This is a genomic window from bacterium (genome assembly GCA_019912885.1).
Classification (GTDB): Bacteria; Lernaellota; Lernaellaia; order JACKCT01; family JACKCT01; genus JAIOHV01.
Genome location: JAIOHV010000008.1, coordinates 1 through 23,517 on the forward strand (window position 1 = coordinate 1; position 23,517 = coordinate 23,517).

General features: G+C 63.8%; 20 protein-coding genes. 3 read left to right on the forward strand and 17 right to left on the reverse strand.

Features of this window, described 5'->3' with window-relative positions; all coding sequences use genetic code 11:
• On the reverse strand, positions 1 to 461 hold a 461-nt coding region (locus K8I61_00945), incomplete at its 3' end, for a ThiF family adenylyltransferase (GenBank protein ID MBZ0270574.1).
• Positions 462 to 637: 176 nt separating this feature from the next.
• Here K8I61_00945 and K8I61_00950 point away from each other — a divergent pair.
• The gene (locus tag K8I61_00950) at positions 638 to 1,627 is read left to right on the forward strand and encodes a zinc-binding dehydrogenase (GenBank protein MBZ0270575.1); all 990 of its coding nucleotides are present in this window, start codon (positions 638 to 640) and stop codon (positions 1,625 to 1,627) included.
• Positions 1,628 to 1,789: 162 nt separating this feature from the next.
• On the opposite strand, the gene K8I61_00955 is transcribed toward K8I61_00950, so the two are convergent.
• From K8I61_00955 to K8I61_00965, 3 genes are all read right to left on the reverse strand, one after another.
• Positions 1,790 to 2,914, reverse strand: coding sequence for a lysophospholipase (locus K8I61_00955; protein ID MBZ0270576.1), 1,125 nt, complete (start codon positions 2,912 to 2,914; stop codon positions 1,790 to 1,792).
• A 90-nt stretch (positions 2,915 to 3,004) separates the two neighbouring features.
• The gene (locus K8I61_00960) at positions 3,005 to 3,673 is read right to left on the reverse strand and encodes a hypothetical protein (GenBank protein ID MBZ0270577.1); all 669 of its coding nucleotides are present in this window, start codon (positions 3,671 to 3,673) and stop codon (positions 3,005 to 3,007) included.
• Positions 3,674 to 3,735: 62 nt separating this feature from the next.
• On the reverse strand, positions 3,736 to 4,272 hold the full coding sequence (locus K8I61_00965; GenBank protein MBZ0270578.1) for a hypothetical protein: 537 nt from the start codon (positions 4,270 to 4,272) through the stop codon (positions 3,736 to 3,738).
• Positions 4,273 to 4,534: 262 nt separating this feature from the next.
• On the opposite strand from K8I61_00965, the gene K8I61_00970 reads away from it, so the two are divergent.
• Together K8I61_00970 and K8I61_00975 are read left to right on the forward strand one after the other, a co-directional pair.
• Positions 4,535 to 6,238 (forward strand): sigma 54-interacting transcriptional regulator, encoded by a 1,704-nt coding sequence (locus K8I61_00970; GenBank protein ID MBZ0270579.1) that lies wholly within the window; start codon positions 4,535 to 4,537, stop codon positions 6,236 to 6,238.
• Between the two features lie 3 nt (positions 6,239 to 6,241).
• A complete protein-coding gene (locus K8I61_00975) occupies positions 6,242 to 7,888 on the forward strand; it encodes a glycosyltransferase family 39 protein (GenBank protein MBZ0270580.1) in 1,647 nt (548 codons plus the stop codon).
• Positions 7,889 to 7,931: 43 nt separating this feature from the next.
• On the opposite strand, the gene atpC is transcribed toward K8I61_00975, so the two are convergent.
• The 13 genes from atpC to K8I61_01040 form a co-directional block, all read right to left on the reverse strand.
• On the reverse strand, positions 7,932 to 8,372 hold the full coding sequence (atpC, locus tag K8I61_00980; protein ID MBZ0270581.1) for an ATP synthase F1 subunit epsilon: 441 nt from the start codon (positions 8,370 to 8,372) through the stop codon (positions 7,932 to 7,934).
• 192 nt (positions 8,373 to 8,564) lie between these two features.
• Positions 8,565 to 9,968 carry a F0F1 ATP synthase subunit beta gene (atpD, locus tag K8I61_00985; GenBank protein MBZ0270582.1) on the reverse strand — a complete coding sequence of 468 codons (1,404 nt, stop codon included), beginning with the start codon at positions 9,966 to 9,968 and terminating at the stop codon, positions 8,565 to 8,567.
• A gap of 196 nt (positions 9,969 to 10,164) precedes the next feature.
• Entirely contained in the window at positions 10,165 to 11,040 is an 876-nt protein-coding gene (gene atpG / locus K8I61_00990) for an ATP synthase F1 subunit gamma (protein MBZ0270583.1), read from the reverse strand.
• A gap of 10 nt (positions 11,041 to 11,050) precedes the next feature.
• Positions 11,051 to 12,601 carry a F0F1 ATP synthase subunit alpha gene (atpA, locus tag K8I61_00995; protein MBZ0270584.1) on the reverse strand — a complete coding sequence of 517 codons (1,551 nt, stop codon included), beginning with the start codon at positions 12,599 to 12,601 and terminating at the stop codon, positions 11,051 to 11,053.
• Positions 12,602 to 13,132 (reverse strand): ATP synthase F1 subunit delta, encoded by a 531-nt coding sequence (gene atpH, locus K8I61_01000; GenBank protein ID MBZ0270585.1) that lies wholly within the window; start codon positions 13,130 to 13,132, stop codon positions 12,602 to 12,604.
• A 4-nt stretch (positions 13,133 to 13,136) separates the two neighbouring features.
• A complete protein-coding gene (gene atpF / locus K8I61_01005; protein MBZ0270586.1) occupies positions 13,137 to 13,931 on the reverse strand; it encodes a F0F1 ATP synthase subunit B in 795 nt (264 codons plus the stop codon).
• A gap of 460 nt (positions 13,932 to 14,391) precedes the next feature.
• Positions 14,392 to 14,610, reverse strand: coding sequence for a hypothetical protein (locus tag K8I61_01010; protein ID MBZ0270587.1), 219 nt, complete (start codon positions 14,608 to 14,610; stop codon positions 14,392 to 14,394).
• A gap of 97 nt (positions 14,611 to 14,707) precedes the next feature.
• Entirely contained in the window at positions 14,708 to 16,309 is a 1,602-nt protein-coding gene (locus tag K8I61_01015) for an IS1634 family transposase (GenBank protein MBZ0270588.1), read from the reverse strand.
• A 272-nt stretch (positions 16,310 to 16,581) separates the two neighbouring features.
• Positions 16,582 to 17,085, reverse strand: a complete 504-nt coding sequence (locus K8I61_01020; GenBank protein MBZ0270589.1) for a hypothetical protein — start codon at positions 17,083 to 17,085, stop codon at positions 16,582 to 16,584.
• Between the two features lie 454 nt (positions 17,086 to 17,539).
• Complete coding sequence (locus K8I61_01025; GenBank protein ID MBZ0270590.1) at positions 17,540 to 17,992, reverse strand: hypothetical protein; 453 nt, start codon at positions 17,990 to 17,992, stop codon at positions 17,540 to 17,542.
• Between the two features lie 456 nt (positions 17,993 to 18,448).
• Entirely contained in the window at positions 18,449 to 19,825 is a 1,377-nt protein-coding gene (locus K8I61_01030; GenBank protein ID MBZ0270591.1) for a sigma 54-interacting transcriptional regulator, read from the reverse strand.
• Positions 19,826 to 20,001: 176 nt separating this feature from the next.
• Positions 20,002 to 20,352: a hypothetical protein gene (locus K8I61_01035; GenBank protein ID MBZ0270592.1), complete on the reverse strand. Its 351-nt coding sequence runs from the start codon at positions 20,350 to 20,352 to the stop codon at positions 20,002 to 20,004.
• A gap of 363 nt (positions 20,353 to 20,715) precedes the next feature.
• The gene (locus K8I61_01040) at positions 20,716 to 23,397 is read right to left on the reverse strand and encodes a hypothetical protein (GenBank protein MBZ0270593.1); all 2,682 of its coding nucleotides are present in this window, start codon (positions 23,395 to 23,397) and stop codon (positions 20,716 to 20,718) included.
• Between the last annotated feature and the right edge of the window lie 120 nt (positions 23,398 to 23,517).

Genomic DNA, 23,517 nt, shown 5'->3' on the forward strand with positions numbered 1-23,517 from the left:
GCCGTCGGCCCGACCGCGCCGCCGTACACCCACGGCACGCCGCGCGCCACGGCCCAGTCGTTCAGCAGGTAGCGCGTCTCCACGTTGTCGGAGCCGTCGCAAACGACGTGCGCGCCGTCGAGCAGGGCGTCGATGTTGCGCGCGGAAAGATCGGACACATGCGGAACGAGTTCGACCTCGCCGTTGATGGCCGCCAGATGCGCCGCCGCCGCGATCGCCTTGGGCCGCCCCTCGCGCGCGTCGTCCTCGATGAAAAGCGCCTGGCGATGAAGATTCGTCCACTCGACGATGTCGCGATCGACAAGGACGAGCCTTCCTGCGCCCGCGCGCGTAAGAACCTCCGCAACGTGCGTTCCAAGCGCTCCGCACCCGACCACGGCGACGGTCGCCTGCCGCAGCCGCGCCTGCCCCGCGGGGCCGAGCGGCTCGAAGAGCGTCTGGCGCTGGTAGCGGTCGTTCACGCGGACATTGTGGGCAGGATTGAGGATCGAGGATAGAGGATAGAGGATCGCAGGAGGGAGGATTGAGGATTGTGTTTGGCGCGGCCGTGCCGGCGCCCGCCCCGCCCGGGTTTCCCATTTTCTTGTCGCCGGGGACCTGTCGCCTGTAAGCTGTCGTCTTCCAGGGGAGGCGATCGATGAAAGCGGTTCAGGTGGACAGGCTCGGAGGACCGGACGTCCTTCAGATCAAGGATATCGAGCGGCCGGCGCCGGGCGACGACGACGTGCTCGTCAAGGTCGAAGCGGCGGGGGTGAATTTCGCGGACATCCTCATGCGCCGCGGGGAGTACGTGTTCAAACCGCGGCTTCCGTACACGCCGGGTTTGGAGTTCGTCGGGCGCGTCGATACGGTCGGCGGAAACGTCAAACATCTCAAGAAGGGCGACCGCGTCGCGGCGATCGCCCCGCTTGGCGGATACGCCGAATACGCCGTCGCGGCGGCGGCCTCCGCGCTGCCGCTGTCAAGCGGGATCACCGCCAAGTTCGGGTGCGCGCTGCCGATTTCGGGCATGACCGCCTATCACCTGGCGCACACCGTCGTGGATTTGCGCGGCGGCGAGACCGCTGTCGTTTACGCGGCGGCGGGAAGCGTCGGCGCGATCCTGTGCCAGCTTCTGAACCTGCGCGGCGTGCGCGTCATCGCGCTTGTCGGCAGCGAAAAGAAAAAGGCGTTCCTTCGCAGGCTCGACTGCGCGGAGGGCATCATCAATTACACCAAGGAAAACGTCGCCGAACGCGTCCTCGAAATCACGAGCGGGCGCGGCGCGGAGGTGATTTACAACTCCGTCGCCGCGAAAACGGTTCGCGACGATTTCCGCATGGTGTCCGACCTCGGCACGGTCGTCATCTACGGCCAGGCCGGCGGCGCGCCAAGCCCGAAAGAACTTTACGTCTCGCTGATGAAAGAGTTCACGCGAAGCCCCGCGCTGCGTTTGTATTACCTCACCTCGAGCATCCGCGAGCGCCCGCGCGAACATCAGGCCGGCTGGTTCCGCATGCTCGCCCTGGTCGAGAACAAGCACCTGGATATCCCCATCCACGGCATGTATCCACTCGAGGACGCGGCGTACGTTCAGGAAGCCGTGGAAACGCGAAAGACAAGCGGGAAGGTATTGCTCAAACCGTAGGAATTGAAAATTGAAGATCGAAGATTGAAGATTGAAACGACGCGACAGTCGCGCGGAAACGAAGGTCGCTCATCGACAGGCATTGCACATTGCGCCTGTGGCGAAACAGGCACGGACGCTCGTTGCGATTCCGATCTTCAATTTTCGATCTTCATTCTTCAATCAAACGGCTTCGATCTGCTTTTCGATCTCCTCGCCCGTCGCTTCGGATAGCGCCTCCTCGGGCGTGCCGTCGTGGTCGATCAGCCACTGGCCGACCGCGAGGATGGCGTCGTTGGGGGCATTGCGCCCGAAGATGATGTCGCCGTGGCCGTAGTCGGTCGAGCCTTCGGCCTCCTTGTAGACCACGTACGTCTTGTCCTCGCTTCCCATTCGCTCGTACGCGTATTCCACGGCGTAGGGACGCACGAGCAGATCGCCCGGCGAGGCCGCGAGGAAAAATGGCGTGCGGATTTTCGCGAGGCCCTTTTCGTAGCTTTCGCCGTCGCGCGCGCTGATGTCGCGGGTCTTGATCCAGCGCGAAAAGTCGTGCAGCAGCGACGAAGGCGTATCCGCCAGCACGTTCGCGACGACGCGGCGCATTTCCTCGCGATCGAGATTGTCCGGACGGATCATCGGCCGGTGGACGATGCCGGGCATGTTGTGCATGTACGGTACGATGAGCCGCGTGAAAAACTGGTTGTGGATGACGGGAATGAGGCCAAACAGGAAATCAAGCGGCAGCACGCTTCGCAGCCAACTCTTGCGAAGATATCCGAGCGTGGCCGGACTCGCGACCGCGCACGCGCCGGCGATTTTTTCGGCGCACGGACCCTGCGTGATCGCGTAGGCCACCATGCCGCCCATCGAATGTCCGACCCAGTACACCTTGTCCGCGCCGGTTTCGGCGAGCACGCGATTGATGGCCGCCGGCGCGTCACGGCGGACGAAATCCTCGAAGTGCACGTCGTCGCGCCCCGGCGTGCGCGCGTTTTTCGGGCGCGATTGTCCCGAGCCCGACAGCTCCAGGCAAAAGACGTCAAACCCCAGCCGCGCCAGATGACCGGCGACGCTGTTCTTTCCGGGCAGCGCCATGTTGAAGCGGTTGGCCCCAAGTCCGTGGCACGCGATGACCGGATACCGGCGGCGCGCCTCGCCCTCGGGCAGCACGCGGTAGAGAACAACGTGCCGCGTTTGGCTGACGCGTACGTGGTGCGTCTGGGCGGGATACCACTCGACCGCCCAACGCGAGCCCCAGAGGTACAAGCCCCAGACGATGAGGATCGCCAGGATGACGGCGGCTATCATCTTCCCTCCCGTTCACCTGATCGCGGCGCGCGCCAGGGGCGCGCCATTGCGATCGTCACGCCCCGTTGGCCGGCGCCATCCGCGCCGGCATCAGTTCGCGCCGGCCGGCGTCGACTCCGCGGATTTCGGCGCGCCCGCGGCCGGCGGCGGCGACCCGGATTCGCCTTCGGGCCCGTCCTCCGAACCCTCCACGGCATCGCCGCCGTGCGGGCCGGTTTCCGCGCGCGCGCGGCGCAGCGTCTGCACGAAATCGCGCCCGCAACTCATGACGGCGTCGCACTCATCGGCGGCCGCGCCGCAATCGACAAAGGCCTGCGGCAACAAGCCCGCCATGCACGGATCGTAGCACAACAGCTTGCAGCGCTGGACCTTCGCGAACGGTCCCAGGCGGCACTTGGCGGCCTTGGGACACCATTCCGTGCAAAACGTGCGGCAGGAGTCCTCGTTCGCGACGGCCTTCGGCACATCCTTGAGCAATTCGCGCAGCCGCGCGACGCGCGCGCCGGGCGGGGGGCCCGCCGGCGTTTCCCCCGGTTGGCCGGGTTGCATCGGCGTCATGCCGGCACCGCCGTACGCGCCCGAAAGACGATCGAGCGTCTCCGGCGCGGCCGGCGTCGGCGCCGCCGGTTTCGGTTCGGATCGGCTTTTGCACCCCGCGACGGCGATCGCAAGGATCGCGGCGGCGCCAAAAATGACGATGCGGGACAGGTTCGGGCGCGATTTCATGGACGTGACCTCAAGGCGCGATTGCGCCGTCACGTCGCCGCAAATCCTGAGGAAAGTCAAGCGGACACGCGCGGAATTCGCGCGCGGGTTTCGCGTCAATCCCCGCCGGTTTCGGCCGGTGCGATGACGCGTTCGAAATAGCAATCGACGCTCGAGGAGTCGCACCCGGCGCCCTCGTAAAAGACGTCGCTGATGAGCCGGCCCTCGATCGTGCCGGTTTCCTCGTCGACGCGCACGCTGTAGTTCTGGCCTTCGAACTTGGCGCAATCGGCGCCGGTGAGCGGGCTCGTGACAAGCTCGAGCTTGACGATCGTCGTGCCGAAGGTTTCACCCTGGAAAAGTTCGACCTTCTCGCCGCCCTGGCCGGCCTTCTGATAACGCACCCAGCCGACGCGCAGATCGCCGGACTGCTCGATCTCGATGATCCAGTCCTCGAACTCGCCCTCGTTGTCCGGCTGGCAACCGTCGCTCTCGATCGTCATGCGGGCGGGGTAGAGGCCCTCGATATCCTGGCCATAGCTGCGGGGCTTGTCGTCGTCATCGTCATCGCCGCCACCCTGGCAGCCGGCGATCGCGACGAACGCGAGCGTGAGGAAGACGGCGAGGGTCGCCGGGAAAAGACGTGCGCGCATGCGTTCCTCCGCTTCGCGCGCCCGGCGCGCGGGCACGCGGATAGCGATTGTGGTGCGTCTGACATTAAAGATTCGTTTGCTTTCATTGTCAACATTTGGTGGGCCAGACGCACATTGACTACCGGATATGGTGGCGAATGCGTCGATGGACAAAATGGACATGATGGACCGAATGGACTTGACGCGTTGACGAACGGGCATTCGCTCCGGATGTTCGCTCTTCCCGATCGGCCGCGTCTTCGTTAAAACTACGCTCACGCTTATGCCGGCTCCCAACACCTCGCGCGCCTGGATCGAAATCCGCGACGACCGACGCCGCGTGGTAACACTTGCTTTATCCGCGGAGGGCGTCACGGTCGGCGGCGGATCGAATGCGGACATCACCTTGCCCGAACTTTCCGAACGCACGCTCGTGCGCGCGCAGCCGGGCGACGGCGCGGTGGAGCTGACGCTGCTGGCCGGCCCCGACGAGCGGTGGGGAAAATTCGTATCCGCCTCGGCGGGCGAACGCGTGACGCTCGGCCCGTATGCACTTTTGATCGGCGCGCCGAAAAAGACGAAGAAGGATCCCACGCGCGAGCTTGTGCTGCGCGCGGGCGGCGACGCGCTTGTCGTCAACGCGCCCTACCTCGTCGTGCGCGCGCCGGAAAACGGCCCCGAGCGCCGCGTCGAGATCCCCGAAGGCGGGCTCGTGATCGGCAAGAATCCCGAATGCGATCTCGTGCTGACGGACACGTACGTCTCCGGGCGGCACGCCATGATCGAGGCTCGCGCGGGACGCCTGACGCTGCGCGATCTCGCCAGCCGCAACGGCACCTTCCTCGATGGCGCGCGCGTCGAGGCGTCGGAGATCGGCCAAGGGCAGGAGATCGTCCTCGGGCGCACGTCGATTCGCGTCGCGTCCGAGCGCACGGAAGAGGCCATCGAGCCCGCGCCGCCGATCCCGGGCCTCGCCGGTGAATCCGCGACGATGCGCCGCGTGGCCGCCGTGGCCCGCCGCGTCGCCGCGACCGACGTCACCGTCTTGCTGACCGGCGAAACCGGCACGGGCAAGGAGGTCGTCGCGCGCGCGATCCATCGCCTGTCCCCGCGCGCCGACGGGCCGTTCATCCCCGTCAACTGCGGCGCGATCCCGAAGGAGCTGATCGAAAGCGAGCTATTCGGCCACGTGCGCGGCGCGTTCTCCGGCGCGAACGCGGACCGCAAGGGGCTCTTTCCACTGGCGGCCGGCGGCACGATTTTTCTCGACGAGATCGGCGAACTTCCGCCGGACGCGCAGACGCGATTGCTGCGCGTGCTCGACGACGGCCACGTGCGCCCGCTTGGCGCCGAACGCGAAATCTTCTGCGACGCACGCGTCGTCGCCGCGACAAACCGCGACCTCTCGATCCTCGCGGGCGACGGCAAGTTTCGCGAGGACCTTCTCTATCGCCTGCGCATGATCGAGATCGCGCTGCCGCCGCTGCGCGAGCGCGGGGAGGACATTCCCGCGATCGCGCGGCATCTGCTCGAGCGCGAGGCCGCCGCGCTTGGGCGATCGAATCCCGGATTCACGAGTGAAGCGCTCGCGCGCCTTCGCGCATATGACTTTCCCGGCAACGTGCGCGAGATGCGCGCCGCGCTCGTGCACGCCCTCGTGATGACGGACGTCGGACCGATCGACGCGGCCGACCTCGTCTTCGTCCGCGGCGCCGCCGCACCCCGCGATCCGGACCGCACCGAACAGAGCCGCGCCGAACAGAGCCGCGACCGTCAGGGAGCGGGTGGCCCCGCACGCGCCGGGACGGAACTCAATCCTCAATCCTCAATCCTCGATCCTCCCTCTCCCCTCGAATCCGCCGAACGTGACGCCATCCTCCGCGCGCTCGCGCACGCGCCCACGCGCAAGGCCGCGGCGCGGACGCTCGGCATCGCGCCCTCGACGCTCTACCAGAAAATCCGGAAGTACGGCCTCGAGGACCGCTGACGCGTGTCCCACTTTCGACCGGACGAGCGAGGTCGAAGGTGTGCGTCGTCGAGCCTTGATGGACGTCGCCGCGCCGCGCTTATCGTCGCCGCCATCGTCTTCGTCCTCGCCCTCGCGCTGCGCCTTTGGATCGCGGTCGAGGCGCGCTGGTGGCCGATCGCCGACGCGCACGCCTATCACGTGCTCGCCGCGAACCTCGTCACGCACGGCGAATACACCGACGGCGCGCAGTCCGACGACGGGCGCGCGAGTTCACAGAACGAGCGCCGCGTCACGCGGGCGTACCGCGCGCCGGGGTATCCGCTTTTCGTCGCGGCGATCTATTCCGCGTTCGGCGCCGGCAATCACCCCGCGGTGTTCATCGCGAACGCGATGCTCGAATCGCTCGCGATGGCGCTGCTGTTTCTCGTCGCGCGGCGGCTGTGGCCGGATCGCCAGGGCGCCGCGGCGATCGCGCTCGCGCTGTTCGCACCGTATGTGGCCTGGACGCCGAACGCGATGTCCGAAAGCCTTTTCGTCGCACTCGTCATGGCGACGCTCGCGCTCGTCACGATGCCGCGGGAGCTGACGCGCATCGAAACCATCGGCGCCGCGCTCGTCATCCTCGCGGCGTTCGTGGTGCGTCCGGTGGGGATTGTCTTGGTGATTGTCGTTTTATTCTCACCGCCCTTCGGCTTCGCTCAGGGTAAACTCCGACGCGAAGAAGAAGCGAAGAGCGCAAATTCACCGCGAAGACGCGAAGGACGCGAAGAAAAAGGAAAAAATCTTTGCGTTCTTTGCGTCTTCGCGGTGAAAAAATATTCCATCGCCCTCCTTGCGCTCCTCTTCATCGCCCTCTACCTCGTCGCGTGGGGCGAGCGGAATCGCGCCGTTCTTGGTGAACGCTTCTATTCGACAACGAACTTCGGCTGGCACAACGCGCCGTCGTTCGGCGTCAGCCGCGCGGATTCGCCGTGCGCGCAAATCGACGGCGAGATCGCGCGAGACGCCTGCTACCGCGACGCCATCAAGGCGAACGTGACGCGCAAACCGCTGCTTGCCGCGTGGGTGTACGCGACGCGCGTCGCGCAACTATTCGATCCCGCGCCGACGTACGAGGTCTGGGCGATCCACCAGCGACGGACGTTCGCGGTCGATCCGCGCGACCCGACGAAACAGAAAGCGGCGGGCGCCGTTTATCGCGCGCTGACATCGTTCACGCCGTATCTCTGGGTGCTCTACGGGCTCGGCTTCGCCGGCCTCGCGCTCGGCACGGCGCGTGGTTTCTTACGACGCTCGACCGCGTCGCACTCCCACTCTTGTCATTCTGAGCGAGCCCCTTGTCATTCTGAGCGAAGCGAAGAATCTCCCGCGCGCGTTTGTCATTCTGAGCGAAGCGAAGAATCTCCCGCGCGCGTTTGTCATTCTGAGCGAAGCGAAGAATCTCCCGCGCGCGTTTGTCATTCTGAGCGAAGCGAAGAATCTCGCCTCGCGCCGCCACCCCTCTTCATCCCCGCGTTCGTCATCGCGTACGCGCTCCTGCACGGCGTCGTCTCCGACGGCAACGCGCGCTTCGCCGCACCTCTCGTTCCGTTTTTTTGTTTGGGAATCGCGTGGCTGTTGGCGGGAGGGTGGCGGCCTGGGAGCGCAGGCGTCCCGCCTGCTTCGTAGCCACCCGCTCCCTTACGGTCGCGGCTCTGACGCCGCGAGGAGCTTAATTCGCCGCGGCTTTTTCCGCTTCGGTCTTGACCTGTTTGCGGACGGTCGCGCGGCGCAGCGCGAGTTGGGCGCGGTCGATGTCGATCGCGTTGTCGATCGCGAGGCGCGCGAGACGATCCTCGGCGCGTTTTTGGGCGACGGCCGCGCGGTCGATGTCGATCTCCTCCACCGGCTCGCAGACCTCGGCGAGGATGCGGACGTGGCGGTGGCCGATCTCCGCGTAGCCGCCGGCGACGAAATAATACGTCGCGCGCGCCTCGTTGAAGACACGCAGCGCGCCGACCGACAACAGCGCGAAGACGTAGTCGTGGCCGGGCAAGACGCCCATCTCGCCGTCAAAGGCGGGAAGCTGCACGAGGTCCGCCTCGCCCGCGGCAAGTTCGCGCAGCGGGGTGACGATGGTGACCTGGAGTTTTTCGGTTGCGGGTTGCGCCATGGGTGTTGCTGCCTTGGGCGTCGGTTCAGGGGCGCCCGGTTTTCGCCGGGGCGATGGACATTATGGACATTATGGACTCAATGGACCCGGTAGACGCGATATGCGTTTCCTCGATGCCGACCGCGCACTCCGCTTCGCTTCGTTTGCGGCCCTGACATCGCAAGACGTTTGCGGCACTGACATCGCAATGGCTTACGCGGCTTTGCCGCCCCTTTCGATTGCTTCCTCGATCTTGCCGACCATGTAGAACGCCTGTTCGGGCAGGTGATCGAGTTCGCCGGAGACGATGCGCTTGAAGCCGGAGATCGTCTCGTCGAGCTTGACGTATTTGCCCGGCGTGCCGGTGAACTGCTCCGCGACAAAAAACGGCTGCGACAGGAAGCGCTGGATCTTGCGCGCGCGCGCCACCGTGGCGCGGTCGTCTTCCGACAACTCGTCCATGCCCAGGATCGCGATGATGTCCTGCAGGTCCTTGTAGCGCTGCAGGATGCGCTGCACCTCGCGCGCGACGGCGTAGTGCTCGTCGCCGAGCACGCGCGGATCGAGGATGCGGCTCGTCGAGTCGAGCGGATCGACCGCGGGGTAGATGCCAAGCTCCGCGATGGAGCGCGCGAGCACCGTGGTGGCGTCCAGATGGCTGAACGTCGTCGCCGGCGCGGGGTCGGTCAGGTCGTCCGCGGGCACGTAGATCGCCTGCACGGAGGTGATCGACCCCTTCTTCGTCGAGGTGATGCGCTCTTGAAGATCGCCCATCTCGTTGGCGAGCGTCGGCTGATAACCGACGGCCGACGGAATGCGCCCAAGGAGCGCGGAGACCTCGGAGCCAGCCTGCGTGAAGCGGAAGATGTTGTCGATGAAAAGCAGCACGTCCTTGCCCTGCTCGTCGCGGAAAAATTCGGCGACGGTCAGCGCCGACAGCGCGACGCGCGCACGCGCGCCCGGCGGCTCGTTCATCTGCCCGTACACGAGCGCCGTCTTGTCGATGACGCCGGACTCCTTCATCTCGAGCCAGAGGTCGTTGCCCTCGCGCGTGCGTTCACCCACGCCACCGAACACGGACAGGCCGGAGTGCTGTTTGGCGATGTTGTTGATGAGCTCCATGATGAGCACGGTCTTGCCGACGCCCGCGCCGCCGAACAGGCCGATCTTGCCGCCGCGCGAGTAGGGGCACAGCAGGTCGATGACCTTGATGCCCGTCTCGAGCGCGGTGGTCTGCACGTCCTGGTCGAGAAGCGACGGCGCCTCGCGGTGGATCTCGCGCTTGTCCGTCGCGTTGACGGGCCCGCCCTCGTCCACCGGCTCGCCGATGACGTTGATGATGCGGCCAAGCACCGCGTCGCCGACCGGCACGGCGATGCCCTCGCCGGTGTCGCGCACCACTTGCCCGCGGACGAGGCCGTCGGTGGAATCCATCGCGATGGTGCGCACGACGCCCTCGCCGAGATGCTGCGCCACTTCGAGCACGAGGTTTTCCTCGCGGTCGTCGATGGACGGGTTGGTCGCGCGCAGCGCGTTGTAAATCTTCGGCAGCGCGGATTCGTCGAACTTGACGTCGACGACCGGACCGATGACCTGGAGGACGGCTCCGTTGCTCATTTCATCTCCTTGAAGAGGCTGAAAGGCTGAAAGACTGGAAGACTGAAAGGTCATCGCAACGCTGCTCGGCACCGCCGTGCTACGTCGCGGCCACTTCTTCTCTGCCTGTCTTTCTACCTCCCCACCTATGCCTGCGATTCTTGTGACGACCTTCCAGCCTTTCAGCCTTCCAGTCTTTCAGTCTCTCGTACGATTCCTATCCCTTAAGCGCTTCCGCGCCGTTGATGATTTCCATCAGCTCGACGGTGATCCTGGACTGGCGCGTGCGGTTGTACACCAGCGTCAGCTTGTCGATCATGTCCGAGGCGTTTTTCGTGGCGTTGTCCATCGCCGTCATGCGCGCGCCCATCTCCGCCGCGAAGCTTTCGAGGAACGCGCGGTAAAGCTGGATGTTCACCTGGCGGGGCAGAAGCTCGGCGAGAATCTTCTCGCGGCTCGGCTCGTATTTGTAATCGACGAGAAATTCCTCCGTCGCCTCCTCGACCTTCGGGATCTCCACCGGCACGAGCCGCTTGGCGACGATCTCCTGGCTGATCGCGCTGACGAACTCGTTGTAGACGATATAAACCTCGTCCACCTTGCCGCTTTCGAAGTCGTCGATGAGCTGCTGCCCGACGCGGATCGCGAGCGACAGATCGAAATCGCGCAGGTAGTTGATCCACGCGTGGCGGATCGGCCACGGCCGGCGCTTGAAAAACTCATGCGCCTTGCGCCCGACGAACGACAGCCCGACGTGATCGTAGGAACCGTCGACCTCGGCCAGGCGACGCGTGACGTAGCGGATGATGCTCGAGTTGAACCCTCCCGCGAGGCCGCGATCGGACGTGAGCACGAGGAACTCGATCTTCTTCGGATTCTCGCGCCCGTTGATGAGATCCCAGCCGGTCAGGTCCGTGTGCTCGGCGAGCGACGCGATGAGCCGGTCGAGCTGCTTGGCGTACGGGCGCGCCTTTTTCAGACGCTCCTCCGCGCCGCGCAGCCTCGCCGCGGCGACCATCTTCATCGCCTTGGTGATCTGCTGCGTGCTCTTGGTGCTCTTGATCCGCTTGCGGATGCTCGCCAGGCTCGCCATCGATACTCCGTCACACCGCCGGGGCGGCAGCCGCTTCCGGTTTGAACATCTCGTTGAACTTGTCGAGCGCGGCGCGCACGTCCTTTTCGAGATCGGCGCCGATTTCCTTTTCCGCCTCGATGCGCTTTTGCAGCTCGGGGTGGGAGTGTTCGAGATACCCGTACAGCTCCGCTTCCCAGCGCGTGACCTCGTTGACCGGAACCTCGTCGATGTAGCCGTTCGTGCCGGCGAAGATCGAAAGCACCTGCTTGCCGACCGGCAGCGGCGCGTATTGCCCCTGCTTGAGAAGCTCGGTCATGCGCTGCCCGCGGGAAAGCTGCGCCTGCGTCGCCTTGTCGAGCTCCGAGGCGAACTGCGAGAAGGCCGCCAGCTCGCGGAACTGCGCGAGGTCCAGGCGAAGCCGGCCCGCGACCTTTTTCATCGCCTTGATCTGCGCGTTGCCGCCGACGCGCGACACGGAAAGGCCCGCGTTCACGGCCGGGCGGATGCCCGAATAGAACAGGTCGGTTTCGAGGAAGATCTGGCCGTCCGTGATCGAAATGACGTTCGTCGGGATGTAGGCCGAAATGTCGCCGGCCTGCGTCTCGATGATGGGAAGCGCGGTCAGCGATCCGCCTCCGAGGTCGTCGCTCATCTTCGCGGCGCGCTCAAGTAAGCGCGAGTGAAGATAGAACACGTCGCCGGGATACGCCTCGCGGCCCGGGGGGCGCCGAAGCAGGAGCGAAAGCTGGCGATACGCCGCGGCCTGCTTGGACAGGTCGTCGTAGATGACAAGCGCGTGCATGCCGTTGTCGCGGAAATATTCGCCGATGGTGCAGCCGGTGTACGGCGCGAGAAACTGCAACGGCGCGGGGTCGGACGCGTTCGCGGCGACGACGACGGTGTATTCCATCGCGCCCTCGGCCTTCAACTGATCGACGACGCGCGCGACCGTGGAGACCTTCTGGCCGACGGCGACGTACACGCAGTACACCTGCGTTTTGGGGTCGGCGGGATTGCGCTGGTTGATGATCGTATCGACACCGATGGCGGTTTTGCCGGTCTGGCGGTCGCCGATGATGAGTTCGCGCTGCCCGCGGCCGATCGGGATCATGGAGTCGATCGCCTTGATGCCCGTCTGCAGCGGCTCCTTCACGGGCTGGCGCTTGACGATGCCGGGCGCCTTCAACTCGACCTGGCTGACGCTCGACATGTCGAGCTCGCCGAGTCCGTCGATGGGCTGGCCGATGCCGTTGACGACGCGGCCGAGCATTTGCTTGCCGATCGGCACGGAGACGATGCGCCCCGTGCGCTTGACCTGCATGCCTTCGGTGATGTCGCGGCCGTTGCCGAACAACACCGCGCCGACGTTGTCCTCCTCGAGGTTCAACGCCATGCCGTACAGGCCGCCGGGAAACTCGAGCAGCTCGCCGGCCATGACGTTGTCGAGGCCGTGAAGGCGCGCGATGTTGTCGCCCACGGTCAGCACCTGGCCGACCTCGCGGACCTCGACCTGCTTGCCGTACGACTCGATTTGCCGCGCGATGATCCGGCTGATCTCTTCCGCCTTGATCGCTTGCATTTAGTCCTTCCTCACCGTTCCAGCGAAGCGGGACAGTTGCCCCGCGAGGGTTCCGTCGATCACGAGCGAGCCGACCTGCGTCTTCATGCCGCCGATCACCGAGGGATCGACGATGGGGCGGATCGTCACGCTCTTTCCGAATTTTCTCGTCAGTTTCGCGCGCAGGCGGCCGACCGTCGCGTCGTCAAGCGGCGCCGCGCTCGTGACGCGCGCGGTCAATTCGCCCGCGGCCAGGGCGGCCAACTCCGCGTACGCCTGCGCCACGCTGGGCAATTCGCCGATGCGTCCCTTGTCCGCGAGCACGCGAAGCAGGTTGGCGACATCCGCCGGCGCACCGGCCGCCGTCGCGATCGCGTCGACGACGCTTGCGCGCTGCTCTCGCGCGAGCAACGGGCTCGCAAGACGCGCGAGTTCCGGCGCCATCGCCTCGGCCAGCGCGGTCAGCGCCGTGGCGTAGGATTCCACCGCGCCTTTTCCCGACGCGATCTCGAGAAGCGCCTTCGCGTATCGCCTGGCGGCCGCTTGCGACATCGGGTTACGCCTCGTCCACGCGGTTGATGTATTCGTCGACGAGCTTGCGCTGCGCACTTGCGTCGACGCGCTCTTTCAATAGGTCGCGCGCCACGTTCACGACGCGTTCCGCCAATTCGACCGACAAGGCGTCGAGCGTCTCGCGCAATTCCGTCTGAACCGTGGCCTCGGCGTCAGCGAGGATGCGCTCGGCCTGCTTGCGCGCGGCCTCGACGCCCTCGCGGCCATGCTTTTCGGCGGCGGCGCGGGCGTTTTCGAGGATTCGCTCGGCCTCGTCGGTCATGCTGGAAAGACGCGCGGTCAGCTCTTCTTGCGTCGCCTTGGCCTCGGCCATCGCGGCCTCGGCCTCGCGCACCGCCGCCTGCAAGGTCTCGGCGCGGCGTTTGTAATACGAACGCACGCCGCTTTTGGCGAGCCACACGAGAAGCGCGACGAAGATGACGAAGTTGATGACGGACGCGACGATCTCGCCGATGGGGAAATGGTATTCGGCGCCGTGCCCGCCGGCGTCGCCCGAACCGTGCGTTTCCTCGGCCGCATGCGCGTCCGTCGAGGCGACGATCAGATCGGCGGCGTCGCCGACGTGCCCGTGCGGCTCTTCCAGCTCATGCGCATGGGCGATGCCCGCGGTCGTCGCCGCCTCGACATCGTAATCGGACAGATGCGCGTGGGCCTCGGAAAGCGGGTGCGCAAACGCGCTTCCACCCAGTCCCACGACGCACAGCGCGAGCGCGATGCCAAGCGCAAAACGTGGGGAAACCGGGCGGATGGCGGCGTTCCGAAGGCGGTCCGTACGCATGTCGAAATTCCAGATTCGCGAAGGGGAAAAGGACGCAAAAACACCCGCGCCCGAAGGCGCGGGGACTCGTACCATGAGGCGTGATTCCGTGCAACCCCCTGGCGGAGAAAAGAGAAAGGAGAAAAGAGGAAAGAGGAAAGAGGAGAGAGGAATCGCCGCGTCGCCTATAACGCGGAGACGCCCAGGCACGGAGGCGCGGCGGAGCGTTGCGGCGTCAGAGCCGCAAACGAAGGCCCCGCTCCGAGCGGGGCCGGAGTGCGCGGGTGACATGTGTATGCTGGGCCGGTTTTCGGCGCTCCCAGGGTCGTTCCGTCGTCGCCGGGACCGCGGGCGGCCCGCCCGCTTCGATCCAAACTTCCGCGCAATCGATACGCCATCAAAAACCACGACGCGCGTCTGCCCGTCCGGGCCACTCCCTGGGACCGCAGGTGTCCTCACCTGCTTCGGCGTGAAACGACAATCAGCGCTCGGCGATGTCCTCCGGGAATGTCAGATGCCACAGGCCGTGGTCGATTAGCGCCAGAACGTGAACGACTCCATTATGAGCTACCGCAAAATCGATCGGAAAGTTCGGCCAACTGTAAAACGGATAGATTTCCTTCGCTTGCACCGGGAGGATTTGTTCAAACGCCCACACTGATCCCGGGCGCCGTGCGAACGAAAAGCGATGGGTGACCACGGCGGGAATACCTCCGGTATCTGACTCATTTTCGACAGTGAAATTTTGAAAGCAGCGTCTTTTCAGCCAGTTGCGGGCGCTGGTGTCGGGTTTACCACTACATTTCGGTTGTCGGTAGGGGGTTAACGGCGGGCGGGGGCCTCAGTCCGGCGGCGGCGAAGGCTTGGTGGGCGGCGCCGACGAGGTCGGTGCGCAGGCGGTACTCGCGACCGTCCAGTTCCAAGTGGATCGCCTGGACGCGCTTCAAGTCGCGCATCAAGTCGAGCCAGGGCGTTTTGGCGCCGCGTTCGTCGAGTCGCCTTTGCAGATCGACCTCCAGGCGCAGCGCGAGGAAGGACGCCACGATGTGGCCGATGCGCGTGTCGTCGTTGTGGTGAAAGAGCGGGCGCAATTCGAGCGTGGATTTCTGCTCGCGAAACGTGCGTTCCACGCGCCACAGGCCCTTGTAGGTTTTGACGACCTCGGCCGCGGGCAGGTCGGTGTTGGTGCGCAGGACGAAGACGCCGTCGTAGAGCGCGTCGTCCTTCGCCTTTTGGAAGTCGATCCGCCAGGAGCCCTTCTCGCCTTTCAGGAATCGGCGATACCCGGTGTTTCCGACGAGGCTCTTCGACTCGCCGGCTTCGAGTTTTTCCATGAGCGACTGGACCATCGCCTCGCGCGCGGCGGCGTCCTTTTTCGCCTCGACCTCGTTGTAGCAGACGACGTAGCGCTTGCCGTCGAGCGTCCGCTCCGCGACGCCGAGGCCGGGCGCGATCTCGTCGAACTCACGCGTCATGTGCAGCAGGTCCGTCACGTCGAGGTCCCGGCGCATGCGGCAGCCGAGGATGAAATCGAACGGCGCCTCTTTATCCCCCGTGAGCAGCTCGATCGAGTCCTTCGAGATCATGCCGCGATCCGCCACCACGACGACGCGCCGGATCTGAAAGCGCTCGCGAAGGCGCGTGACCACGTGCGAGAAGGCGTCCTTGTCCGCGGTGTTGCCGGGAAAGACCTCCCACGCGATCGGCCAGCCGTATCGATCCACCGCGACGCACAGCACCATCTGCGGCAGGTCCGGCCGCTTGTCGCGGGAGTAACCGCGTTTGCAAAACGCCGTCTCCTGGTCGCGATAGACGTACGTGCTCGTCGTGTCCAGGAAGACCAGGTCAATCTCCTGATGAAACAGGTCGCGATCACGATGGAAGAGCGTGCGCTCCAATTCCTCGCGGACCTCGGCAAGCCACCCCACGGCGCGGTACATCTGGTGCAGGCCGATCTCGGGCAGACCCTCGACGTCCTTCAACCACTCCGACCCCTGAAGATCGCTGCCCGGCTCGCACAACCGCTGCAACGCCAGCGCGAAGGCCACGCGCTCCGGGTCAAAGGCGAACTTGCGCCCCGCCGCCAGGCTCCTGAGCACGTGCGGCAAACCCTGCCGCTCCCACAAACGGCCGAAAACCAGCGCCGGACCCCAGCAGCGCGTCACGCAGTGATCGAAACGGCCTTCCTGAAACGCAAGAAACGCCGCATTCGCCTCGGAAAAGCGGGCCAGCGCCGCGGTAATCCGGTCCAACTCGCCCGACGCCCTCAACTCATCGAGCCGCCCGAGGTTTGCCACGACCTTCTGCCGAACCTTGCCGTCCTGGCGAAACGCCTCGACGATTTGCAGGTATTCGTACGAATGGCCCTTGGAATGGACGATCTTGGTCCTGACAAACATGCGCGCATGATAGCCGGATCGCGGAACAAGGCAAGGGATAAACGCGGCGGGTTTGCACTACATTTTCGACGTTTTCGCACCCAAGCAACCCGTAAGTACCTGAAATCGCTCAGGTCAGGTCATGCAAAATCGGCCGCAATTGTCGAAAATGAGTCGAAAATGAGTCTAGGCGATTTTGCACGGGCGACTCAATAAGTGCCGCAGATTTTTGCGGCCTCGAATCACCGAACCGAGTTTTTTTCAACAACTCATCGCCCGTTACTTTCAGAAATTCAACCACCACCGTCGCAGTCCGGTTGAACAAAGAAATCGAGTTGCACAACCGTCTGTTTTAGTAGCTGATCCACGTCAACTCCGTCAGATGCGCTTATATCACAGGTGCCGTGGCCATATCGATCAATGGACACTATTACTCTGTCACCCCCTTCGATAAGTTCAGATTCTATATCGATATAGTAGTAACCGCTCGCATTGCTATTTATAGCGTAATAGTCGACGTCCTGTTGAAACGGCGGCTCACAGCTTTCATCTTCGAAGCGATTGCACGGATAATACCACACATGAATCTCCGCATCGCTTACATAACCCTTTATATCTCCGTTATCCTTCTCTAGAAAAATACGCCCCCATATCCTTACGGAATCTTTTGGAAGCGGCACCAGCCCGAAAGGATAAATCGCGATAGCACCAGCGTTTCCACCACCGCCCGTGTCGCAACCAAAGATAACGATATAAACGACATAAAATAAAACTATGATAAATATTCTCGGCTTCATTTCAGCCTCTCCGCAAGCGGACGACCAAACGGGATTCCAAATCCATCGTAGCGTTTTTCTCGTTGATCCCGATAATAATCGTCGTACTCTTCCCAAATTAGCGTCCGATAATAAAACATATCTCTTACTTCTCGTCTTTCCTCGCTCCATCTTCGGGCAATTACTTGATTATCTGCCCTGACGATATTAAAATTCGCATATGTGATTTTTCTCGACGGGTCCTCTCCCATACCGGCCTGATTCGCGGCGATGCAGCGAAACGATTAACTGGACGATCGCGATCGAAATATCCGATTTCATGATCACGGTGCCGATGAGCCCATCGTTCGTTATGTATATCATTGGCGGGGTCATCCGGGTTTTCTACATTTGTGTAAAATAGGGGACAGTCACCTATTTTTTCCCTCGAATCGAAGGAAAAGGCGCGACATGACCGAGGTAAAATACGGGACAGTCACCTATTTTTTCCCTCGAATCGAAGGAAAAGGCGCGACATGACCGTGGCGCGTTGTCGGTTCGTAACGCGTTTCACGAACGCACCTCTCCGGCGCTTGCCAGGGTGTCGCCATCTGCTTGAGGTCGTGTGCGTCTCCTTCGGGTTCCACGTCCCCACGCCATCCGACGGATTGAACGGGCTGCCGTCCGTGCTGTCGTCGTTGTTCTCGCTGAACACTTCGCAGACGATCCTCAATAAGGAGCTTTCGCCGACGCACAGGCTACGACGAAGCGTGGCGTCCTGGGTATAGGGGTTGGTCGTACCCGCCTTCACGTGGATCGTCGTCACGTCCGTGATCAGCCCCGTAATCAGGCTGAAAACGCCCGTGAACGTCTGCTTCGCGGTGGCCCAGCTTAAGCCATCGCCCGTGTCGTCCGGCCGGTCCGCACTAACATAAAATTCCGTGGCCATAACCCCTCCGTTTGGTTTCGGCTCCGGAGGGTTTCGGCTCCGGAGCGGTTCGGCCCCGGAGCGGTTCGGCCCCGGAGCGTCTTTAAAGAGCGTTTAATATACGTCTATCATGACGGAAATGCCGTGTCAAGTGAAAAATATCGCGATCGGCAACAAACATCACGGCGGCCGAATGACAACGCCTTAAGGAAATAGGTTAACGCAGCGCGTCATATTCAAGGCGGACATAACATTAAGGTTCGAAATACACGTGAATTCAAGTAGATGGGTGACGATTGTTAATACTCCGACGCCGCGCCCGGAAATTCAAAACGACACGCGAGATGGCAAGGTCGGTTTGCGAGTTGAATTCGGGTGGGACGCTTGCGCTCCCGGGGCCGATCCTTCGGCTGCGCCCCAAGAGACTTTCCGCGGACCCAGGATATGTGCCGAACTGGGGCTCGGCGTTCCCAGGTATTACGCCATGCCGAGCTTTTGCATCTTCCGCCACAGCGTCGTGCGGCTCATGCCAAGCTCGGAGGCCGCTTCGCCACGGCGGTAGTGATGGCGTTCGAGCGCGGAAAGGATACGTTCGGCCTCGCGCTGTTCGAGCATCGATCGGCGCCCGTCGCCGCCGCCGTTTTCGTCGGGCACGGGTACGGGAACGGTGAACGCGCGCGCAGGCGCGAGGGTTCGCGGATGGCGAACGCGATCGGGCAGGTCCGCGGGCATGATGATCTCCGCGGGGGAGACGGCGACCACGTATTCGATCGCGTTGATCAGCTCGCGCACGTTGCCCGGCCAGGCGTAGCCCATGAGGATGCGTTTGGTGTCCGGCGAAAAGCGCTTGCGCAGGCCGTCGCCCTTCTTTGCGGAAAAACGGCGCAGGAAGTGATGTGCGATCAGCTCGATATCCTCGGGCCTTTCGCGCAGCGGCGGCAGGTGCATCGGCACGACATTCAGGCGATAGAAAAGGTCCTGACGAAAGCGCCCGGTGCGTACCGCGAGGTCGAGGTCGACGTTCGTCGCGGCGATGATGCGCGCGTCCATGGTGAGGGTTTGCGTTCCGCCGACGCGCTCGAACTTTCGCTCCTGCAGCACACGCAGCAGCTTCACCTGTAGCGCGGGCGGCATGTCGCCGACCTCGTCGAGAAACAGCGTGCCGCCGGCGGCCATCTCCAGGCGGCCGGGCTTTTGCCGGATCGCGCCCGTGAACGCGCCCTTCTCGTGGCCGAACAGCTCCGAGTCGAGCAGCTCGAGCGTCAGGGCGCCGCAGTTGACGGCGTGAAACGGCCCATCCTTGCGCAGCGAGCGCTCGTGGATCGCCAGGGCGACGAGCTCCTTGCCGGTGCCGGACTCGCCCTGGATCAGCACGCTCACGTCAATATCCGCGATGGATTCGATAAGCGCAAACACGCGCGCCATCAATGGCGAGCGCGAGAGAATGTTGCCAAGCCCCACGCGCTCGCCGCCACCCGCGTCGACGCCAAGCTCGGAAAGGTCGCGGATGTTGACGAGGAACGTTGGCGCCGCGTCGGGCGAGTGCGGCGCGCGGGCGATACAGATCTCGACCGGCACGCGCGTGCCGTCCGCGCGCACGAGCGTGGTGCGTTCAGCCTTGCGCGGTTCCGCGCCGGAGAGGATCGCGTCGATGTCGCAGGAAACGGGCTCATCCTCGTCGCGCAGCAGGTCCGTGCAGGTTTTGCCGCGCGCGGCGTCGAGCGGCAGGCCCGTCAGGCGTTCGCCCGACTGGTTCAGATAGACAATCCGCCGGTGCGCGTCGACGAAAATCACGGCGTCCTGCACGTGGTTCAGCCCGTCGCGAAAAAGTTCCTCCCATCGCCTGGAACTCATGAGTCCCCCTCGGCGCCTTGCGGCGCGGCGCGTAACGTCCTCGCAACATTATGCAACGATTTGATTCGAAACCGCGATGGCCATGCGGACGACCCGAGTTCGTCCGGCGAGCGCGCATAAGAAAACGCCCCGGCTTTTTGCGGCCGGGGCGTTTTTTGGTTTCGATCAGCGGTCGATTAGAAGGACAGGCCGCAGTTGTCGGTCAGGCACTCGCCCATCGTATCGCAGTCGTCGTTGTTGTCGTAGCACGCGAGGTAGCATTCGCGCTCGTCGGCGAATTCTTCGTCGTTGCACAGGTCTTCGGGGGTGATCACGTTGCCATCATCGTCCTGAAGCGTGAAACAGCCGTCGGGTTCGCCGAACAGGAAGGCCATCGCGTCCTCGCAGGACGCATCGTCATCGTCATCGCCGGCATCGTCATCGTCATCGTCGTCGTCATCGTCGTCGTCGCCGCAGGCCACGACAACGGACATCGCCATCGCCAGCACCGCAATCATCGCCAGGAACATCATGCGTTCGATTTTCACGTTCATCCCTCCTTCGGGTGTTGATCCGCAACAAGGGCGCGGCCCGCGAAGAGTCCGCGCGATTTCGGCGCATTTAACACGGGTAGCGCGAAGAATCAACGCACGCGAGGGAAGAGAAGAGAGGAAAGAGGAAAGAGGTTCAAAGCACTCGCGCGATATCCGTGGCTTGCGTCGGCTGTTGATCGATTCCTTTTTTCCGCTTGCTGGCCTTGTTGTCTTTTGGAATATCGGCTTGCCGGCACTTCAGACTTTCAGCCTTGCAGACTTCCCGACTTTCAGACGTCCAGGCTTCCAGGCCCTCGGTCTCAATAACGCACCGGCCCCGGCGCGGTCACCGGGGCCGATGCCTCTCTCGTCAGATCGTTATCGGCAAGCGTCGCACGCGGTCTCGCACGCCGACGAAAGACGAACCGGGGGCGCTCCGAGCGGCGGATGGCTTCCCTGCACGTCGGTTTCGTCTCCGAAGTCGTCCTGATTGTCCGAGGGCGTTCCCGCGTTCGTCCAGGTGGCGAAGCGGATCGGCGGCAGGTTTTCCTGGAAGTCCAGACCTTCCGCCTGCGGGATCATGAAGAACAGGAAGTTGTCGATGACGTCCACCGTCGCGTTCGTCAACTGCGGCTGGAACTCGCCGAGCACGGCATCGAACCGGAAGATGTTCCACTGCTGATTATTGAAGGCCGCGATGTACACGCGATCCGAATCGTGCGGCGGTCCTTCGCCCTCGTAGTTCTGGCCGAAAGGATCCACGTCGATGGCGAAGTAGAACTCGAAGAATCCCGGGCCGCTCAACGGCAAGATGGCCGCCATCTGCATGTACGCCACGACGTAGTCCGTGATCGTTCCGACGCCGTAAAAGAGGATGTCGAGGATCGGCAGGTCGCCCGGCGTTCCGGTTCCTTCCCAGAGGAATTCGTCATCCGGCGGGTCCTGCCACGACTCGTCAAGCGTTTCGCAGACGCAGTTGCAATCCGAGCCGTTGTGACGCTGCGGATCGGATCGGCCGCCGCCGTAGCGCTCCTCCGCCCACTTCATCGCCTCCTCGGGCGACACCGTGCCGTCGCCGTCACCATTGGGCGGATTGTCGGCCTGGTTGTCCTTGAACGCGTCCCAGAACGCGTTGGACACGTAGCTGCCGTCGCCGTTTCGCTGGCCGTAAGACGACTTGTCCTTGGAGGCCGAGGTCAGGATGTTCACGCCGGGGATCGCCATCGAGTCGTCACCCTCCGTGAAATTGCCGGAATGGCAGCTCTGGATGATGAGGTTCGTGTTGCAATAGCCCGGCTGCCGGCACTCGCCCGCGTAATAGTTCATCGGATTCGGGCAATGCGGATTGGCGGTGAGCAGATCGTTGATATCCTTGACTGTCACGCGGCCGTGGCCATTTTGCGCGGCGATGTAGCCGCTCGAACCGCCGTGGCCGACGATATAGAGCCAGTTTTCGTCCAGGCACAGCCCGGCGTCGAAGAACGCCTCGATCGCCGCCTTCGCCTCGGCGGCCGTCGGCTTGTCGAGGTATTCGACGTTCTCCTCGCCGATCTTCTTGCCGAAAAACGCATTGGCCTTCTCGCCGTTACGTTTCATCCAGCCCTTGCCCGGGGCGTCGCCGAGGTTGATGACGAGCGCACGGCAAACCGTCGGTATCGGGATGTTATCGGTCGAGCAGATGTACACGCAGCCCTCGTCCACGTCTTCGGTCGGGTCGTCGCCGTCCGGGTCTTCCGGATCGGGCGGGCCGTCGTCATCGTCGTCGTCGTCCGCGTCGTCGTCGGGATCGGTATCGTCGTCGTCATCATCGTCGTCGTCGTCGCCGTACCAGGACAGGAAGTTGAAGTAGTGGTCCTCGATCTCGCCGTGGCCAAACTCGCCGGAGCCGTCCCAGCCGTCTTCGCCGAACGGATCGCCGTCCACCTCCTCGCGCGTCAGCGAGACGCGGATCCACGACTCCCACCCGAACTTGCCGTTGGTGACCGGATACTCGACCGGGTCGGTGAGCACCCACTTCGACTCGCCGGGCGCCACGTCATCGACCGGGAAATTCTGCACGAGCCACTCGACACCGAGGTTGTTGCGCTTCCACTCGCCGTCGCGGTTCGTGTCCACGAGGATATTGATGTAGCGCGTGGTGTCCGGCGCGTCTTCGTGCACACTGACCTTCACCAGGAAACGCACCGTCAGCTCGAAGGTCTGCGGATCGATATAGAACTGCCAGTATACCTCGTTGTCCTTGTCGTTGTTGACGAGGTTCGGAACGCCGTCCGGATCGGCCGGATCGTCCGCGTCTTCCTCGCCGGAGACATCGTCGCCGATCCACTCCTCGTCCCACACGAGCGTGTGGCCGCCGGGGCGGTCGTTGATCGAGTTGTCCGTGTTCCACAGCGTCGGGAAATGGCCGTCGATGTCGCCAATGACGTAAGCGCCGACGTTGCCGGGATCGAGCGTGTCGTCCGGCGCGTCGCCGTAGTCGCCCTCGGGGCCGCCGAGCTTGGGCCGGGCGCCGCTCTTGGACGAGCCCGTCACATCTTCGGTGATCGGCGAGAACATGCGTACGATTTCCACGTCCGCGACGAATAGCCCCGTGTCGTTCAGCACCGGCCACCAACGCTGATTCTCGACGTCCATCGAGCCGGTGTCGGGGTCGGTATACACGAAGCGTGCGTCGTGTTCGTAGTCCGCGAACGGCTGATCGTCGAGGAATGCAAACCAGTAGTCGCCGTCCGGCGCGTCCGTCTCGCCGTCGTAGGGTTCGAGCGTGTCGCCCGCGCCAAGCTTGCTTGCGACGGCATAGGCCACGAACGCGCCGTCATCCGGATCGCCGCTCGTGTCGAGCTGTTCGACGATGCGCGTCAAAAGCGCCTGGACATCGGGCACCTCGCCGGCGTCGTCATCGTCGTCGTCGTCATCGTCGCCGCCGAGGCTGTCGTCGTCGTCCGCGTCATCGTCGTCGCCGCGGTCATCGTCGTCGTCATCGTCACCGCATGAGCATCCGGCCGAAACGGCCAGGGCGATGCCCAAAAGAAACACCAGAAAAAACCGGAACCGTGCCATGGGACCCTCCCATTCGGGGGACGGCGGCGCGACCGAAAATCACCACGGACGCGCGCCGCCCGCGTTCACCACGTATTTTAGTCGACGACGATAACACGATTTCGGAGCGACGGGGCGGAT

Excerpts from the sequence above, each read along its gene's own strand:
- K8I61_00950 (MBZ0270575.1), top strand. The coding sequence starts at position 638 with ATGAAAGCGGTTCAGGTGGACAGGCTCGGAGGACCGGACGTCCTTCAG.
- K8I61_00955 (MBZ0270576.1), bottom strand. The coding sequence starts at position 2,914 with ATGATAGCCGCCGTCATCCTGGCGATCCTCATCGTCTGGGGCTTGTAC.
- K8I61_00965 (MBZ0270578.1), bottom strand. The coding sequence starts at position 4,272 with ATGCGCGCACGTCTTTTCCCGGCGACCCTCGCCGTCTTCCTCACGCTC.
- K8I61_00970 (MBZ0270579.1), top strand. The coding sequence starts at position 4,535 with ATGCCGGCTCCCAACACCTCGCGCGCCTGGATCGAAATCCGCGACGAC.
- atpC (MBZ0270581.1), bottom strand. The coding sequence starts at position 8,372 with ATGGCGCAACCCGCAACCGAAAAACTCCAGGTCACCATCGTCACCCCG.
- atpD (MBZ0270582.1), bottom strand. The coding sequence starts at position 9,968 with ATGAGCAACGGAGCCGTCCTCCAGGTCATCGGTCCGGTCGTCGACGTC.
- atpG (MBZ0270583.1), bottom strand. The coding sequence starts at position 11,040 with ATGGCGAGCCTGGCGAGCATCCGCAAGCGGATCAAGAGCACCAAGAGC.
- atpA (MBZ0270584.1), bottom strand. The coding sequence starts at position 12,601 with ATGCAAGCGATCAAGGCGGAAGAGATCAGCCGGATCATCGCGCGGCAA.
- atpH (MBZ0270585.1), bottom strand. The coding sequence starts at position 13,132 with ATGTCGCAAGCGGCCGCCAGGCGATACGCGAAGGCGCTTCTCGAGATC.
- atpF (MBZ0270586.1), bottom strand. The coding sequence starts at position 13,931 with ATGCGTACGGACCGCCTTCGGAACGCCGCCATCCGCCCGGTTTCCCCA.
- K8I61_01015 (MBZ0270588.1), bottom strand. The coding sequence starts at position 16,309 with ATGTTTGTCAGGACCAAGATCGTCCATTCCAAGGGCCATTCGTACGAA.
- K8I61_01020 (MBZ0270589.1), bottom strand. The coding sequence starts at position 17,085 with ATGAAGCCGAGAATATTTATCATAGTTTTATTTTATGTCGTTTATATC.
- K8I61_01025 (MBZ0270590.1), bottom strand. The coding sequence starts at position 17,992 with ATGGCCACGGAATTTTATGTTAGTGCGGACCGGCCGGACGACACGGGC.
- K8I61_01030 (MBZ0270591.1), bottom strand. The coding sequence starts at position 19,825 with ATGAGTTCCAGGCGATGGGAGGAACTTTTTCGCGACGGGCTGAACCAC.
- K8I61_01040 (MBZ0270593.1), bottom strand. The coding sequence starts at position 23,397 with ATGGCACGGTTCCGGTTTTTTCTGGTGTTTCTTTTGGGCATCGCCCTG.